15 protein-coding genes are annotated in these 15,336 nt (G+C 62.8%); 9 read left to right on the top strand and 6 right to left on the bottom strand.

Translation table 11 applies throughout. From position 1 onward, the window contains the following. Nucleotide 1: 1 nt before the first annotated feature. The 8 genes from ubiB (at nt 2) to GA0061101_RS18575 (ending at nt 10,193) form a co-directional block, all read left to right on the top strand. The gene (gene ubiB, locus GA0061101_RS18540; protein ID WP_037202966.1) at nt 2-1,576 is read left to right on the top strand and encodes a 2-polyprenylphenol 6-hydroxylase; all 1,575 of its coding nucleotides are present in this window, start codon (nt 2-4) and stop codon (nt 1,574-1,576) included. Between the two features lie 241 nt (nt 1,577-1,817). Continuing rightward, nucleotides 1,818-3,401: an aromatic amino acid lyase gene (locus tag GA0061101_RS18545; protein WP_037202964.1), complete on the top strand. Its 1,584-nt coding sequence runs from the start codon at nt 1,818-1,820 to the stop codon at nt 3,399-3,401. 27 nt (nt 3,402-3,428) lie between these two features. After that, the gene (locus GA0061101_RS18550) at nt 3,429-4,814 is read left to right on the top strand and encodes a dihydroorotase (RefSeq protein WP_037202962.1); all 1,386 of its coding nucleotides are present in this window, start codon (nt 3,429-3,431) and stop codon (nt 4,812-4,814) included. Next, on the top strand, nt 4,811-6,085 hold the full coding sequence (locus GA0061101_RS18555) for a Zn-dependent hydrolase (RefSeq protein ID WP_037202961.1): 1,275 nt from the start codon (nt 4,811-4,813) through the stop codon (nt 6,083-6,085). Before GA0061101_RS18550 ends, GA0061101_RS18555 begins: the two co-directional genes overlap by 4 nt. Before the next feature lie 3 nt (nt 6,086-6,088). Then, nucleotides 6,089-7,189 (top strand): thiohydantoin desulfurase, encoded by a 1,101-nt coding sequence (locus tag GA0061101_RS18560; RefSeq protein WP_092574447.1) that lies wholly within the window; start codon nt 6,089-6,091, stop codon nt 7,187-7,189. Nucleotides 7,190-7,206: 17 nt separating this feature from the next. Further along, nucleotides 7,207-7,536: a TfoX/Sxy family protein gene (locus GA0061101_RS18565; protein WP_092574448.1), complete on the top strand. Its 330-nt coding sequence runs from the start codon at nt 7,207-7,209 to the stop codon at nt 7,534-7,536. 200 nt (nt 7,537-7,736) lie between these two features. Next, complete coding sequence (locus GA0061101_RS18570; RefSeq protein WP_047556238.1) at nt 7,737-9,398, top strand: thiourocanate hydratase; 1,662 nt, start codon at nt 7,737-7,739, stop codon at nt 9,396-9,398. A gap of 126 nt (nt 9,399-9,524) precedes the next feature. Beyond that, nucleotides 9,525-10,193 (top strand): spermidine synthase, encoded by a 669-nt coding sequence (locus GA0061101_RS18575; RefSeq protein WP_047556240.1) that lies wholly within the window; start codon nt 9,525-9,527, stop codon nt 10,191-10,193. Nucleotides 10,194-10,307: 114 nt separating this feature from the next. Here GA0061101_RS18575 and GA0061101_RS18580 read toward each other — a convergent pair whose 3' ends face one another. The 5 genes from GA0061101_RS18580 to GA0061101_RS18600 form a co-directional block, all read right to left on the bottom strand. Then, entirely contained in the window at nt 10,308-10,712 is a 405-nt protein-coding gene (locus GA0061101_RS18580) for a GFA family protein (protein ID WP_037202952.1), read from the bottom strand. A gap of 5 nt (nt 10,713-10,717) precedes the next feature. Next, nucleotides 10,718-11,200 carry an SRPBCC family protein gene (locus tag GA0061101_RS18585; protein ID WP_051964460.1) on the bottom strand — a complete coding sequence of 161 codons (483 nt, stop codon included), beginning with the start codon at nt 11,198-11,200 and terminating at the stop codon, nt 10,718-10,720. Beyond that, the gene (locus tag GA0061101_RS18590; protein ID WP_037203309.1) at nt 11,184-11,525 is read right to left on the bottom strand and encodes an ArsR/SmtB family transcription factor; all 342 of its coding nucleotides are present in this window, start codon (nt 11,523-11,525) and stop codon (nt 11,184-11,186) included. Before GA0061101_RS18590 ends, GA0061101_RS18585 begins: the two co-directional genes overlap by 17 nt. A 129-nt stretch (nt 11,526-11,654) precedes the next feature. Beyond that, complete coding sequence (locus GA0061101_RS18595) at nt 11,655-12,041, bottom strand: VOC family protein (RefSeq protein ID WP_037202951.1); 387 nt, start codon at nt 12,039-12,041, stop codon at nt 11,655-11,657. 15 nt (nt 12,042-12,056) lie between these two features. Next, nucleotides 12,057-13,340 carry an MFS transporter gene (locus tag GA0061101_RS18600; protein WP_092574449.1) on the bottom strand — a complete coding sequence of 428 codons (1,284 nt, stop codon included), beginning with the start codon at nt 13,338-13,340 and terminating at the stop codon, nt 12,057-12,059. Between the two features lie 97 nt (nt 13,341-13,437). Between GA0061101_RS18600 and GA0061101_RS18605 the strand changes: the two genes are divergently transcribed. After that, on the top strand, nt 13,438-14,313 hold the full coding sequence (locus tag GA0061101_RS18605) for a LysR family transcriptional regulator (RefSeq protein WP_037202948.1): 876 nt from the start codon (nt 13,438-13,440) through the stop codon (nt 14,311-14,313). 103 nt (nt 14,314-14,416) lie between these two features. On the opposite strand, the gene GA0061101_RS18610 is transcribed toward GA0061101_RS18605, so the two are convergent. Continuing rightward, nucleotides 14,417-15,322 (bottom strand): LysR family transcriptional regulator, encoded by a 906-nt coding sequence (locus GA0061101_RS18610; RefSeq protein ID WP_037202946.1) that lies wholly within the window; start codon nt 15,320-15,322, stop codon nt 14,417-14,419. Between the last annotated feature and the right edge of the window lie 14 nt (nt 15,323-15,336).

Below are 15,336 nucleotides of genomic sequence, written 5' to 3' on the forward strand. Positions count from 1 at the left end.
TATGAGTGCTTTCAACGCATATTTCGGCCTTCTCAGGGTCGGCTGGGTGCTGGTGCGCGAGGGCGTGGTCATTGCGCTTCCCTCGGAAGGCCTGCCGCCTTCCGTCAGCCTCGCCAAATCCTTCGTCGGTATCTTTGCCCGCAAGAGTGCCAAGAACCAGGCCCGCAGCGACCGGCTTTCCAAAGCTGTCGAACGGCTCGGGCCGTCCTATGTGAAGATCGGCCAGTTCCTGGCGACGCGGCCCGACGTCGTTGGCGTCGACATGGCCAACGACCTGTCGCAGCTGCAGGACCGCATGGCCTTCTTTCCCCATGCCGCCGCGAAATCATCGATCGAAGGCTCACTCGGCCGCAAACTCGACGAGCTTTATGTCAGTTTTGGCGAACCAATCGCGGCCGCCTCCATCGCCCAGGTGCATCCGGCCGAGGTAGAGACGCCGGGGGGGACCAAGCGCGTTGCCGTCAAGGTGATCCGTCCCGGCGTTCGCCAGCGTTTCGTAAACGATATCAAGGCGATGTATCTCGTCGCCAACCTGCAGGAGCGCTTCCTTCCCTCCAGTCGGCGCCTCAGGCCCGTCGAGGTGACGCGGACGCTCGAGCAGACCACCAAGGTCGAGATGGATCTGCGCCTGGAGGCGGCGGCCCTTTCCGAAATCGCTGAAAATACCGAGAAAGACCCGGGCTTCCGCGTCCCCAAGGTCGATTGGGAGCGCACCGGCCGCGACGTCATCACCATGGAGTGGATCGACGGCGTCAAGATGTCAGATGTCGAGGGGCTGAAAGCCGCCGGGCACGATCTCAACACGCTCGCCGATACGCTGATCCAATCCTTCCTTCGCCATACGCTGCGCGACGGCTTCTTCCACGCCGACATGCATCCCGGCAATCTCTTCGTCGATGCCGCCGGCACGATCGTCGCCGTCGACATGGGCATTGTCGGCCGCCTCGGCAACAAGGAACGCCGTTTCCTCGCCGAGATCCTCTATGGCTTCATCACCCGCGATTACGTCCGCGTCGCCGAGGTGCATTTCGAGGCAGGCTATGTGCCCGCTCATCACAATACGGAGAGTTTCGCACAGGCGATCCGCGCCATCGGCGAGCCGATCCATGGTCAGCCGGCCGAGACGATCTCCATGGGCAAGCTGCTGACACTGCTCTTCGAAGTAACCCAACTCTTCGACATGGAGACACGGCCGGAGCTGGTTATGCTGCAGAAGACCATGGTCGTGGTCGAGGGCGTGTCACGCATGCTCAATCCGCGCTTCAACATGTGGAAGGCTTCGGAACCCGTCGTCGGAGACTGGATCCGCACCAATCTCGGCCCGAAGCGCATCGTAACCGACCTCAAGGACGGTTTGAAGGCGGCCTTGAAACTCGCCGAGGCAGCGCCCGAAATTGCCGCCAAGACGGAGAAATTCCATCACGAATTGCTGCGCATGAGCGAGAACGGTCTTCGCTTCGACCCGCAGACCACAGAGGCGATCGGCAAGGCGGAGGCCAAGCACAGCCGCTCCGGCCGCCTCGCGCTATGGGTGATCGCGCTGACGCTCCTCTATATCGCCTGGCAACTGAGCTGACCTTCAGCGCTCCCTGGCGCTCGCGCATCTGCGAAGATTGCCGCCATTGATGCGAGAGGTAATCACTTCCTCCTGCACGCGCTTTGCTTGGCGATGACAACATACCCGTGCAAACACCGAGTTGCATCGCAGCCGGACTCGCCTCAAAATTCAAAGCGCCGCCGAATGAGGTGTTCGTCATTTGGGATATCCCATTTGCGATAAGGCTCGCATAGCCTTGCGAAAAAGGAGAACAAGGACAATGGAGCGTCAGAGAGCCGGCATCGAACTCACCGGGCAACCCTTGGGGTTCAGCGATCTGGTGCGGATCGGCGCTGGCACCGCCATGCCTTCGGCATCGGAAAGCGGCATGGCGCGGGTGCGCCTGGCGCGCGGCGTTCTCGAAAGCACGATCCAGTCCGGCATGCCGGTCTACGGCTCCACGACCGGCGTCGGGGCCATGAAGGATGTCGAATGGTCGCCGGAAGATCTCGATGCCTTCAATCTAGGCCTGGTGCGCGCCCATCATTTCGGCACCGGCGCACCCTTTTCCATGTCGGTCGTGCGCAATGCCATGGCGATCCGCGTCAACACGGCGCTAACAGGTCAAGTCGGCTGCTCGCCGGGGCTGATCGACGCCTATCTTCAGCTTCTGCATACGGATGTCATTCCCGTGGTTCGCCGTACCGGCTCGATCGGTTGCGCCGATATCGGCCTGATGGGCCAGATCGGCGCGGTACTGACCGGGGTCGGCGAGGCGGTCTATCGCGGCCGGCGCATGCAGGCGGCCGATGCCTTTACCGCTGCCGGTATCAATCCGGTGAAGATGCTGCCGCGTGACAGCCTCGCCTCGCTCAGCGTCAATGCCGTGAGCTTCGCGGCGGCGGCGGAGACCACCCGCAATGCCGCCTCCTCGATCCGCGTGCTGCTGGCGACCAGCATGATGGCAGCCGGCGCGCTCGGGGCCTCGCGTGATCCCTGGTATGCGGTGCGTCATGTCGGCACGGCGCGCGAAGCGCTGATCGGCGCATGGCTCTGCAACGCTTCGGACGAATGGCCGTGGCCCGTCGCAACGCATGTGCAGGATCCTTTGAGCCTGCGCATGATCGCCCAAGTCTACGGCGCTGTCATCGAGAACCTGCTGACCGCGGGCCACAAGATCCTGGCCGCCACCGGCCGTTCCGACGACAATCCCGTCATCGTCGACGGGCGCGTCATGACGTCGGGAGGCTCGCTGCCGCTCGACGTCACCATCCTTCTCGAGGCCGCCGTCATCTGCATGGCGCACGCCGCTCGCAATGCCTTCAACCACTGCGTCCTGCTCGGCAACGGCCAGCGGCGCGGCCTGCCGGTCAATCTCGTGCCGGAAGGCAGGATCGCGACCGGCTTCGGCCCGATCATCAAGCTCGCAGGCGAGATCTTTTCGCGCGTCCTGTCCATGTCCAACCCGGTCTCGGCGCAATCGCTGGTGGTCGCGGCCGGCATGGAGGACGAGGCGGCCTTCCTGCCGCTCGTCATCGAACGTTTCGAGCGGCAGACGCGGGCACTGAAGCGCCTTGCTGCATTGGAAGCACTGCTTTCGGCCCAGGCGATGGATATTCTCGGCGACAAGCCGGAAGGCGTCGCGCGCATGCTCTACGAGGTGGTGCGCAAGCATGCGGATTTCTATGTGGTCGACCGGCCGCTTTCGGCAGAAGTCGAGGCGATCGAAGAGGAACTTGCGTCCGAGGCCTTCGTTTCAGAAATGATCGCCCACAAGCCGATCCTTGCCTATGATGATTTCTTCGCGCTCGGCTCGCTGGAGCGGCTCGAGGAACGGCTTTATCGCGACACCGTCGTTATCTGAACCAACCGATAAGCGGAGAGAACGCACATGGCGGATTTCGATCTTGTTCTGCAGGGCACCGTGGTTTTGCCCGAGCGCATCGTGGAAGCGGGTTATGTCGCAGTCCGCGACGGCAGGATCGCCGAGATCGGCATCGGCGTGCCGCCGGCGGCGCGTGAGCGGCATCTGCTCGGCAAGGCGCTGATCCTGCCCGGCGCGATCGACGCACAGGTGCATTCGCTCTCGCAGAAGGATCAGGAGGATTTCATCTGGTCAACCCGCTCGGCAGCGGCCGGCGGCGTGACCACCATCGTCGACATGCCCTATGACGAAGGCAATCTGGTCTGCTCCGCCGCAGCGGTGAAAAAGAAGATCGATCATGCCTCGCCGCAGGCCCGCGTCGATTTCGCCCTCTATGGCACGATCGACCCGGAAGAAGGCCCGGCGCGCATCGCCGAAATGGTCGAGGCCGGCGTCGCGGCCTTCAAGTTCTCCACCTTCGGCACGGACCCCAAGCGTTTCCCGCGCATCCCGCCTGCCCTGCTCGACGCCTGCTTTGCGGCGATCGCGCCGACCGGGCTGACCGCGGGCGTGCACAATGAGGATGACGAAGCCGTTCGGACCTACATGGAGCAGGTGAAAGCCAGCGGCGTGACAGACTATCGCGCCCATGGGCTCTCGCGGCCGCCGATCACCGAGCTGCTTGCCATGCACACGATCTTCGAGACGGGCGCCGACACCGGCTGCCCGGCCCATGTCGTGCACTGCTCGCTCGGCCGCGGCTACGACATCGCGCGTGCCTATCGCCGCGACGGCTTCGAGGCGACGGTTGAATGCTGCATCCACTATCTGACGCTCGACGAGGAAAACGATGTTCGACGCCTCGGCGGTAAGGCGAAAATAAATCCGCCGATCCGCCCGCGCGCCGAAGTGGAAACCTTGTGGCGCAAGGTGGCGGAAGGCAATGTCTGGCTGGTTTCGACCGACCACGTCAGCTGGTCGGAAAACCGCAAGAACAATCCGGATATGCTGGCGAATGCTTCCGGCGTGCCGGGACTGGAGGTCATGGTGCCGCTCTTCGTAAAGGGTGCTCTGGAGCGCGGCGTGCCACTGACCTGGGCGGCGAAGCTCATGGCGGAAAATCCGGCCAGGCACTTCCGCCTCGACCATATCAAGGGCGCACTGACACCGGGCAAGGATGCCGATATCGTCGTGCTGGAACCGCGCGAGATGATCTATGACGCAGCGGCAAGCGGCAACAACGTCGTCGGCTGGAGCCCCTATCATGGCATCCGCCTGCCCTGGACGGTATCCGCCGCTTACCTTAGAGGCAGAAAGATTACCGAGGGACAGAAGGTGTTGGCCGAACCCGGCTCCGGCAGCTTCGTGCGTCCCTTGCCTCGCCAAATCTTTGCCGGAGAAGCCGCCCGATGAACCAACTGAAGCGCCACAACCTGCCCGTCAACGCCGACCGCATCGCCGAGGACATCGACGCGCTGGCCGGCATTACCGAGCCCGGGCACCCCTGGACACGCCGGGCCTTCTCACCGCTCTTTCTGGAAGGCCGCGCTTACATCGAGGCGCGCATGAAGGCAGCCGGGCTGGAGACGCGCATCGACGCCGGCGGCAACCTGATCGGCAGGCGCGCCGGCGCAAAACCCGGCCTCGGTACGATCCTTGTGGGATCGCATTCCGACACCGTTCCCGATGGCGGCCGGTTCGACGGCATTGCCGGCACGATCGCGGCGCTGGAAGTCGCCCGCTCCCTGAAGGGTCGCGATATCCAGCTGGACCACGATCTGGAGATCGTCGATTTCCTGGCGGAGGAAGTCAGCATCTTCGGCGTCTCCTGCATCGGCAGCCGCGGCATGACCGGGCAGATACCGGAGGCATGGCTCACCCGCACCAGCGGCGAGCGCACCCTTGCGCAGGGCATTGCGGAAGTCGGCGGCGATCCCGCCGTGCTGCTCGCGCAGAAACGTCCCGATCTCGCCGGCTTCCTCGAACTGCACATCGAGCAGGGCCCCGTGCTGGAAGCCGAGAACAAGGATATCGGCATCGTCACCGCGATTGCCGGCATCACCCGCATCGAAATCACCGTCGAAGGCCGCGCCGACCATGCCGGCACGACGCCGATGGATCGCCGTGCCGATGCGCTTGTCGCAGCTTCCCAGCTTGTGCTCGATATCAGGGAGCGGGCGGCCGAGCAGGCGAAGACGCCAGGCCATTTTGCGGCCACGGTCGGCGAATTCCGCATCGAGCCGAATGCCGCCAATGTCGTGCCGTCTAAGGTGGTGCTGCTGATCGACGGCCGTGCCGAAATTCGCGGCGACATGGAACAGTTCCTGACCTGGATCGATGGCGCGGTGCAAAAGATAGCGACGGCTTACGGTGTGACGATCAAGCCACCTGTCCGCGTCTCAGACAATTTTCCGACGCCGGGCGATCCGAACCTGCTCGAAACGCTCGAGCGCGCTTGTGAAACCGTCGGCGCCAAGCATCGCCGCATGGCCTCGGGCGCCGGTCACGATACCGCCTGGATCGCCAAGGTCGCGCCTGCCGCCATGATCTTCGTGCCCTGCAAGGAAGGCCGCAGCCACTGCGCCGAGGAATGGGCCGAGAATGACGATATCGCCATGGGCGCCGCCGTGCTCTTCGAAGCCGTGCGCGACATGGATAAAAGCCTCAAACAGAACCGGGAGTAGCCAATGGGACGCGTACTCGTTGCCAAGGATGTGGAAGCGGCCGTCAAGGGTGGTTCCGTTTATGCCGCCGGTGGCGGCGGCTGGGCCGATCACGGCCGCATGCTCGGCTATGCCGCAGTCAATGTCGGCAAGCCGGAGCTGGTGTCGATCGACGAGCTTAACGACAATGACTGGATCGCGACGGCAGCCGCCATCGGCGCGCCGGCCTCCACGACCCCCTGGGAAATGCAGGGCATAGACTACGTCAAGGCAGCGCAGCTACTCCAGGACGAACTCGGCGAAAAGCTCTCCGGCCTGATCATCGGCCAGAACGGTAAGTCGTCGACGCTGAACGGCTGGCTGCCGTCGGCCATCCTGGGCACCAAGGTGGTGGATGCGGTCGGCGATATCCGCGCCCATCCCACAGGCGACATGGGGTCGATCGGCATGGCAGGTTCGCCCGAGCAGATGATCCAGACCGCTGTCGGCGGCAATCGCGCCGAGAACCGCTATATCGAACTCGTGGTGAAGGGTGCGACGGCGAAGATCTCGCCGATCCTGCGCGCGGCTTCCGACCAATCCGGCGGCTTCATCGCCTCCTGCCGCAACCCGCTGCGCGCCTCCTATGTCCGCACGCATGCGGCGCTGGGCGGCATCTCCATGGCGCTCTCGCTTGGCGAGGCTATCATCGAGGCGGAAAAGAAGGGCGGCAGCGCCGTCATCGACGCCATCTGCAAGACGACCGGTGGCCATATCCTTGCCGAGGGCACGATCACCAGGAAGGATGTTGTCTATACGAAGGAAGCCTTCGATATCGGCACCATCGCGGTCGGCTCCGGCGAGAAGGCCGTGGTCATGCATGTGATGAACGAATACATGGCCGTCGAAGATACCAATGGTAAGCGCCTCGCGACATTCCCCTCCGTCATCACCACGCTCTCGCCGGAAGGCGAGCCCTTGAGCGTCGGCCAATTGCATGAGGGGATGAACGTCTTCATCCTGCATGTGCCGATGGACATCATTCCGCTTTCCGCCAGCGTGCTCGACCCCACCGTCTACCCTTCCGTCGAAAAGGCGATGGGGATCGAGATCGCGAAATACGCCTTGGCGGGCAAGAAGAGCTGAGGAGCGCGGAGGCTTAAATGGCCCGTGACGCCGGTCTCGAAGAATTGCTGAGAGAAGAGCTCGGGCAGCGGCCCGGGCTTAGCGAGAAAGCGATGTTCGGCGGCTGGGCCTTTCTGCTCAACGGCCACCTCCTTTGCGGCGCGCGCGAAGACGGTCTGCTGATACGCCTCGGCAAGGGCAACGACGCCTGGGCGCTGGAGCTGCACGACATCAAGCCCATGCTGTCAGGTGGCCGTGAAATACAGGGCTGGGTGCGCGCCGGGCCGGAAGCCTATGGCAACGACATGCTGCGCAAGCGGCTGCTTCTTGCCGCGCTGGACTTCGTCGAAGGCCTGCCGCCGAAATGAATGACTATCGGCGCCGCCCTCTTCTCCCCAGCGGGGAGAAGATGCCCGTCAGGACAGATGAGGGGTGAGCGACGAAGGAGTGAACGTCTGAGGGAGAAGCAAAGACGGCATATGCCGCACTACCCCCTCATCCGACCCTTCGGGCCACCTTCTCCCTAGCGGGGAGAAGGAGAACCACCAAACCAGAGGTAAGAGCAACCATGCCGAAAGCCAATCCACGTCATCCGAAATTCCCTATACCGGGCGGTCCGGAGCTGCGCGCCAAGGGCTGGCGGCAGGAAGCGTTGCTGCGCCTGCTCGAAAACGTGCTCTCTGTCGGCGAAGATCCGGACAACCTCGTCGTCTATGCCGCGCTCGGCAAGGCGGCGCGCAACTGGGCGGCGCACAAGGGCATCGTCAAGGCCCTGACCGAGATGGATGAGAATCAGACGCTGCTCATTCAATCCGGTAAGCCGATCGGGCTGGTGCGCACGCATGACAAGGCGCCGCTGGTCATCATGGCGAATTGCAACATCGTCGGGCAGTGGGCGAAGGCGGAAGTCTTCTATGAACTGCAGCGCAAAGGCCTGATCTGCTGGGGCGGTCTGACGGCCGGCGCCTGGCAATATATCGGCAGCCAGGGCGTCATCCAGGGCACCTACGAAATCTTCATGCGCATCGCCGAGCGCCGCTTCGGCGGCGATCTTTTCGGCCGCTTCGTTTTGACTGCCGGGCTTGGCGGCATGGGTGGCGCGCAGCCGCTGGCGGGCCGCATGGCGGGTGCTGCCATCCTCTGTGTCGATATCGACGCAGAGCGGGCGAAGAAGCGCCAGGAGATCGGCTATCTGCAGGAGATCGCGCCGGACCTCGATTCCGCGCTGGCGATGATCGATGCTGCGGTCAAGGAGAAGCGGGCGCTCTCGGTCGGCCTCGTCGGCAACGCCGCGGAGATCTATCCCGAGATCGCAAGGCGCGGCATCGTGCCCGATATCGTCACCGACCAGACATCGGCCCATGACCTCGTCTATGGCTATGTGCCGAAGGGCATGAGCCTGCAACAGGTCAAAGACCTGCGCGACGACGGCCAGGGCCAGCTCATGGCGGCAAGCCGCGCCTCGATCGTCGAGCATGTGAAGGCCATGCTCGATTTCCAGAGACAAGGCTCGGAAGTCTTCGACAACGGCAACCTGATCCGCACCCAGGCGAAGGAAGGCGGCGTGGCGAATGCCTTCGATATCCCGATCTTCACCGAAGCCTATCTGCGTCCGCTCTTCTGCCGCGCCATCGGCCCCTTCCGCTGGATGGCGCTTTCGGGCGAGGAAAGCGATATCGCCCGCATCGACGACCTGCTGCTGGAAATGTTCCCGGACAACAAGATCGTCACCAACTGGATCCGCCTTGCCCGCGAGCACGTGCCCTTCGAGGGGTTGCCGGCGCGTATTGCATGGCTCGGCCATGGCGAACGCACGGCACTTGCCCGGCGCGTCAACGAGCTTGTGGCAAGCGGCGAGCTGAAAGGCCCGATCGCCTTTTCGCGCGACCATCTCGACGCCGGCGCGATGGCACATCCGAACATCATGACTGAAGGCATGAAGGACGGCTCCGACGCTATCGCCGACTGGCCGTTGATCGACGCCATGATGCTCTGCTCGTCCATGGCCGATCTCGTGGTCGTCCATTCCGGCGGCGGCGGCTATGCCGGCTACATGACGAGCTGCGGCGTTACCGTGGTTGCCGATGGCACGCCGGCCGCCGACGAGCGGCTCGACCACGCGCTCACCAACGACACGGCGCTCGGCGTCATGCGCTATGCCGACGCGGGCTATGAGGAGGCCCTGGACGAAGTGGCGAAAAAGGATGTGCCCTATATCCGTCTTGGATGAGCACATCTGTTCTTCGGAACAGTGACCGACTATGGTCCCGGGCAATTCGAAATGACCTGTTTTACACGCAACTCCGGGCGGAAGACCGCCACACACTTTTCCTGGAATTGCTTTGGAGAGTTGCCCGTGATCCCCTGGACCCTGCTCGACACTGCGAAAATCCCCGGCGGCGGCGAGCTGCGGCTGAAGCAGCGCGGCCAGGAATTTTCCATCATGCTCGGCACCAACGAGCTGATGAACAGCCGCCTCAGCGGCTCGGAACGCGCGCTTGCCACGCTCTCCTGCGAAAAGATCAAGGCCCGGAAAGCGCCGCATGTGCTGATCGGCGGCCTCGGCATGGGGTTTACCTTGCGTGCGGCCCTCGGCGAGTTGGGTGCGGACGCCAAGGTGACGGTCGCGGAACTGGTTCCGGCCGTCGTTGCCTGGGCGCGCGGACCGATGGCCACCGTGTTCGACGGCTGCCTCGACGATCCGCGCGTTGCCATTCACGAAGGCGATGTGCGCCCGCTCATCGGTACCGCAAAGGCGGTCTATGACGCCATCCTCCTCGATGTCGACAATGGTCCTGACGGCATCACGCAGGAGGCCAATGACGGCCTCTACGATTATCGGGGCCTCAAGGCCGCCCATAATGCGCTGCGCCCGAGCGGCATTCTCGCCGTTTGGTCTTCCGGACCCGACGAACGCTTCACACGGCGCCTGCGCGATAGCGGCTTTGCCGCTGAGGTGGTCAACACCCGCGCCAATGGCAAGAGCGGCGCGCGTCACGTTATTTGGCTGGCGACGAAAGCCTAGAGCATTTCCAGGAAAAGTGCGTAGCGGTTTTCCGTCTGGAATGCGTAAAGAAACAAAAGGATAGAGCATTTTCGCGATTCGAAGAAAAGCGAAAACGCTCTAGCTCCGCACCCACTAAAGATAGCGCGTTTCCTCCGGCGCCTTGTCAAAACGATCGTCGCGGCCATCGAAATAGCCGACGGGAAGGGAGGCGAGCTCCTCGTCGGTGGCGTCATCCAGGCAGCTGATACTGACCGCATAGAACTTGCCGCCAAGCGCAGGGTTTTCGCCCCAGTTGAAAGAACTGACGCCGCAATTCTTGCAGAAAAGATGATGCAGGATGCGCGGGCCGAACTGATATTCACCGATGCTGTCTTCGCCCGAAACCAAGCGGAAATCGGCGGGTATTGCCACAGCCAGCCAATTGCGCTTCTTCTTGCAGATCGAGCAATTGCACTTGAAGGTGCCGCCCTGCAGGTCGAGATCGGCATCGTAGCTGACGGCGCCGCAATGGCAGCTTCCGTGATAGGTCTTCTTCATCACACTCATCCTTCCCTTGAGGTGGCTTCCGCATAGGCGACGTATTTGTCGAGGGCTTGCTCCCAGCCGCCGGTCTGCAGCTTCAGTTCGGTATCGTCAGGCAGCTCGACCTTGCGGAAGACGAGGCGCGTCTTGTCGCCGAGCTCGTGCAATTCCACCGTGACCTTCATCTGGTGCCCGGGTTTGCCGTGCTGGTCCTCCCAGGCGAAGGTAAAGACGAGACGCTCGGGCGGGACGATCTCGAGATAGCGGCCATGGCTCCAATATTCCTTGCCCTCCGCCGTGAAAATGCAATGCCGCCAGGCTCCCCCTTCCCGCAGATCGACCGAGACGGCTGAGGCCGTCGTGGTCTGCGGACCCCACCAGCGCATCAGATGCTCGGGCTCCGTCCAGAGGCGAAACAGCAAGGTACGCGGCGCGGCAATTTCGCGGGTCAGCACGATCTCGCGCAGCGGGCGCGGGCTCCGGATCTCATTTGTTGCGGTCATCAGCTCCTCCCCGTTGCAAGGCTGCGGCATAGGCTTCCAGGCGATCGAGATTTTCGTTCCAGAATTGGCGATAGCTTTCCAGCCAGTCATCCACCTGCATGAGCGGTTTGGTTTCCAGCCGACATGGACGCCACTGCGCCTCCCTGCCCTTCGAGATCAGGCCGGCTTTCTCCAGCACTTTCAGATGTTTGGAAACGGCAACCAGCGACATGTCGAACGGTTCGGCCAGCTCGGAAACGGAGGCCTCGCCGGTCGTGAGCCGCGCCAGAATGGCCCGGCGGGTCGGATCGGCAAGGGCGGATAGTGTCATGCTCAACGCGTCCATGCAGGTCATAAACCATAAAGTTAATTAACTTATTAGTTTAATATATCCCCGGCCGAGACATGTCAAGTAACCCAAAGCTGGGCTGACTTGCCATGCAAACGAAACGCGAGCTCGACAGCGCGCGTCATCTCAGGAAAGGGGATTGGAAACTTCTATCAGATTGTGATCCGGATCGCGGAAATAGACCGAGAGAATCGGGCCGGTCGCACCGGTCCGGCGTACAGGGCCTTCCTCGATCGCGACGCCTTCGGCCTGCAGATGAACGATGACATCGTCGATCGGCGTGTCGCTGATGAAGCAGAGATCGGCCGAGCCCGGCGTCGGTCGATCGGCTTTCGGTTCGAATTCATGCCCCGCGCGATGCAGATTGATCTTTTGGTTGCCGAAGGCCAGCGCCTTGCGGCCTTCACCGAAAGTCTCCACGCCCATGCCGAGGACACGGGCGTAGAAATCGCAGCTTTGCTCGATGCTCGCGACTGTCAGCACGAGATGATCGAGATGGTCGATGCGGATCATTTTCAGTCTCCGGCCTTAGCGGCGAGCCAGCCTTGCGACCGCAAAGGCACTGACAAGGCAGATCGCCAGCATGATGAGGATGAAGGCAACCACGGCATTCCAGCCGTCTGCAAGCCAGAAATAACCGCCGAGCGAACCGGCAATGCTGGAGCCCAGATAATAGGCGAGCAGATAGAGCGAGGAGGCATGCCCCTTGGCGCCGCGGGCAAGCCGTCCCACAAGGGCGCTGGCTACGGAATGGGTCATAAAGAAACCGATCGTCACCAGAACGATGCCGAGGATGATCAGCGGCAGCGACGTGGCGAGCGTGACGGCCGCACCAAGTGCTGCGATCAGCGCGCCGGCCGGCAGCACGACGAAGTGACCGATGCGATCGCCGAGGAGGCCCGCTGCCCAGGAGGCGACGATGCCGAAGAGATAGGCGGTAAAGATCAGGCCAAGTTCGGTCTGGCTGAGGTTATAGGGAGCGGCGACGAGGCGGAAGCCGGCATAGTTATAGACTGTGACGAAGGAACCCATGACGAGGAAGCCGATGGCAAAGAGCAGAGGCAGCGCCGGGTTGCCGAAATGGCCGCTCCAGGCCTTTACGTGGAAGGCAATATCGAAACCTTTGCGCGGCGTGAAATTGCGCGACGGCGGCAGCAGATAGAGAAAGCCGGTGGCGGCGATCAGCCCGAGAATGCCGACAGCGGCCAGTGCCGGCCGCCAGCTGAAGAATTCGGCGATCGTGCCCGTCACGACCCGACCGGCCATGCCGCCGAAGGCGTTGCCGGCGATATAGAGGCCCATGGCGCCGCCGAGGCCGCGCGGCTCGATTTCCTCGGCCAGATAAGTCATGGCAACTGCCGGCACGCCGCCCAGGAGGAAGCCTTCGAGGGCGCGGAAGACCAGCAGGACATGCCAGTTCGGTGAGACGGAGCAGACGAGCGTGCAAAGGGCAGCACCCAGCAGCGATATGAACATCAGGCTTCGGCGGCCGAGGCTTTCGGAAACGGCGGCCGCGCCGAAGATCGCAAAGGCGAGGAAGCCGGTCGAAAGCGACAGCGACAGCGAGCTGGCCGCCGGCGTAACGCCGAAATCCTGCGAGAAAATCGGCATCAGTGGCTGCACGCAATAGAGCAGCGAGAAGGTGGCGAAACCGGAGAGGAACAGCGCAATGGTCGCGCGCCGGAATGCGGGCGTACCGCGCGTGAGGTATTGACGGGGCTCAACCGTTGGCGCGCTCCTGACGAGCGTCAATTCCGGACGGGAGGGAACTTCGGAAGCGGTGATTTCTTGCTTTTCAGCAGCGCCGAACATGGGGGGATCCAACCTTTGTTGTCCAGAAATCTAGTCAATAGCGCTTCATTAGTCCAATATATGGAACAGGCGATTTCAATAGGTTTTGGAGATAGCGATGGAGTTGCGTCATATCCGCTATTTTCTGGCGCTCGCGGAAGAAGGGAACTTCACCCGCGCCGCCGCCAAGCTCGGCATCGGGCAGCCGCCGCTCAGCCAGCAGATCAAGGATCTGGAGAACGAGGTGGGGGCGCAGCTGTTTCACCGCGTGCCGCATGGTGCCGAGCTGACGGCGGCCGGCGAAGCCTTTCTGGCCGAGGCGAAAACCGCCGTCGATGCGGCGGAAAAGGCGAAGCTTGCAGCTCAGCGCGCAAATCGCGGCGAGATCGGCCGCCTGTCGCTCGGCTTTACCGCCTCCTCCGCCTTCAACACCATCGTCACGGCGACCATCCGCGAGTTTCGCGATCACTGGCCTGAGGTACGGCTGTCGCTCACCGAGATGAATACCAACGCGCTGATGGAGCGGCTGATACGCGGCGAGATCGACGCCGCCTTCATCCGGCCAGGTCTGGAAGATCCGCGCGATGTGCGGTTGAAGCGTTTTGCCGACGAGCCGATGCTGATTGCGCTGCCGGCCCATCATCCCCTTGCCGCTAGAGATCGCCTGCCGGTCGCAGCGCTTGCCGGCGAGCCTTTCATTCTATTCCCGCGCATGGTCGGCCTCAGCCTCTATGACGATATCGTCGCAGCCTGCCGCGAGGCCGGCTTCGAGCTGGTCGTGACGCAGGAGGCGCCGCAGATCCCGTCCGTCGTCAATCTCGTCGCCGCCAATCTCGGCGTTTCCATCGTTCCCGCCTCGATCGCGCAGATCAAGCTCGACGGCGTCGCCTATCGCCCCATTGACGGGCCGGCGCTCGCCGCGCGTCTCGGCCTTGCCAGCCTCAAGGCGCAGCGTTCGCCCGTCGTCGCCAACCTCATGAGCCTGATTGCCTGATTAGAGCAATTCCAGGAAAAGTGCGAAGCGGTTTTCCGTCTGGAATGCGTAAAGAAACAAAAAGATAGAGCGTTTTCGCGATTCGAAGAAAAGCGAAACCGCTCTATCCTTCCCGGTCCCAATAGGGCGGATCGCCGAACGCCTTTCTCAAGTGATCGGCGATGGCGCGCAGCTTTGCCGAGGGATTGCGCCCCTCGGGATGCGCCATGAAGATGAACTCCGCCTCCGGCCGACAACCCACATCGATTTCGACGAGCCGCCCCTCCTTTATCGCCGGACCCGCGATGAAGGTCGGCAACAGCGCGATCCCCAGCCCCGCAATTGCCGCATCATGCATGACGTCGCCATTGTTGACGCCGAATGCCAGCTTTCCCCTGATGATGACGGCGCCATCCGGCCCCTGGAAACGCCAATCGGCGACGCCACGATTGGCGTAGAAGATACCGCGATGGTTTTCGAGATCGGCCAATGAGGCAGGCCTGCCGTAGCGGCTGAGATAGTCCGGTGCTGCAACGAGAAGACGGCGGCTGCGGGCGAGCGTCCATGCGACTAAGCGGGAATCGGCAATCAACCCATGGCGTATGATCGCATCATAGCCTTCCGATGCTGCATCGACCCGGCGGTCGTCAAGGTCCAATGTCAGCTCGATCCCGGGGTGATCGGCGAGAAACGGATAGAGAGCCGGGCCGAGATGCTTGCGGCCGAAGGTGACGGGCGCTGCGATGCGCAGCGGTCCTGTCAATGTCCCGCGCCGTTCAGCAAGATCGGCAGCGGCCTCGCGTACCTCGTGGGCGATACGTGTCGCTCGCTCCAGAAAGGCGGCGCCATCCTCCGTCAAGGTCAGCTTGCGGGTGGTGCGATGAAGCAATGTCGCCCCCAACGCCTTCTCCATTTCCGACAGGCGCTCGCTGACGACGGATTTTGACAGGCGCAGGCGTCGCGCCGCTTCGCTGATCGACCCCGCCTCGGCAACGGCGACGAAGGCAGTGATCCCGTCAATCTTCAACATCGTTCGGCGATTCC

Source organism: Martinezella lusitana, assembly GCF_900094565.1.
In the GTDB taxonomy this organism is placed as follows: Bacteria; Pseudomonadota; Alphaproteobacteria; order Rhizobiales; family Rhizobiaceae; genus Rhizobium; species Rhizobium lusitanum.